The 497-nt window shown below is 44.1% G+C and carries 1 protein-coding gene; it reads left to right on the forward strand.

All coding sequences use genetic code 11. The features are described from left to right. On the forward strand, positions 1–497 hold a 497-nt coding region (locus PL9214_RS31895; protein WP_186440534.1), incomplete at both ends, for a hypothetical protein.

Genomic DNA, 497 nt, shown 5'->3' on the forward strand with positions numbered 1-497 from the left:
AACAACCCCCCCGTCATCGATTTAGACAGTAGCCAACCCGGAACAAACTACACAACAACCTTCACCGAAAACAGTGCAGGAGTAGCCATAGCCAATAGCGATATTAGTATCACAGACCTAGACGATACCAATATTGAAAATGCTGTTATTACCCTGACGAACGCTCAAACAGCAGACAATTTAACCCTGCCCACATTCCCCACAGGAATTAGCGGAACAATTGACACCAGTGTAGCTGGACAAATCACCGTGAATTTAACGGGGAGTAGCAGTTTAAGCAACTATCAAACCGCCATTAAAGGAATTCAATTTAGCAACAATAGCAGCAACCCCGACCTCACCCCTCGGAATATTTCAGTGGTGGTCAATGACGGAGAAAATGATAGTAATATTGCTCAAACAACCATTAATATTAGCCCAATTAACAACCCCCCCGTCATCGATTTAGACAGTAGCCAACCCGGAACAAACTACACAACAACCTTCACCGAAAACAG

Source organism: Planktothrix tepida PCC 9214 (genome assembly GCF_900009145.1).
Lineage (GTDB): Bacteria > Cyanobacteriota > Cyanobacteriia > Cyanobacteriales > Microcoleaceae > Planktothrix > Planktothrix tepida.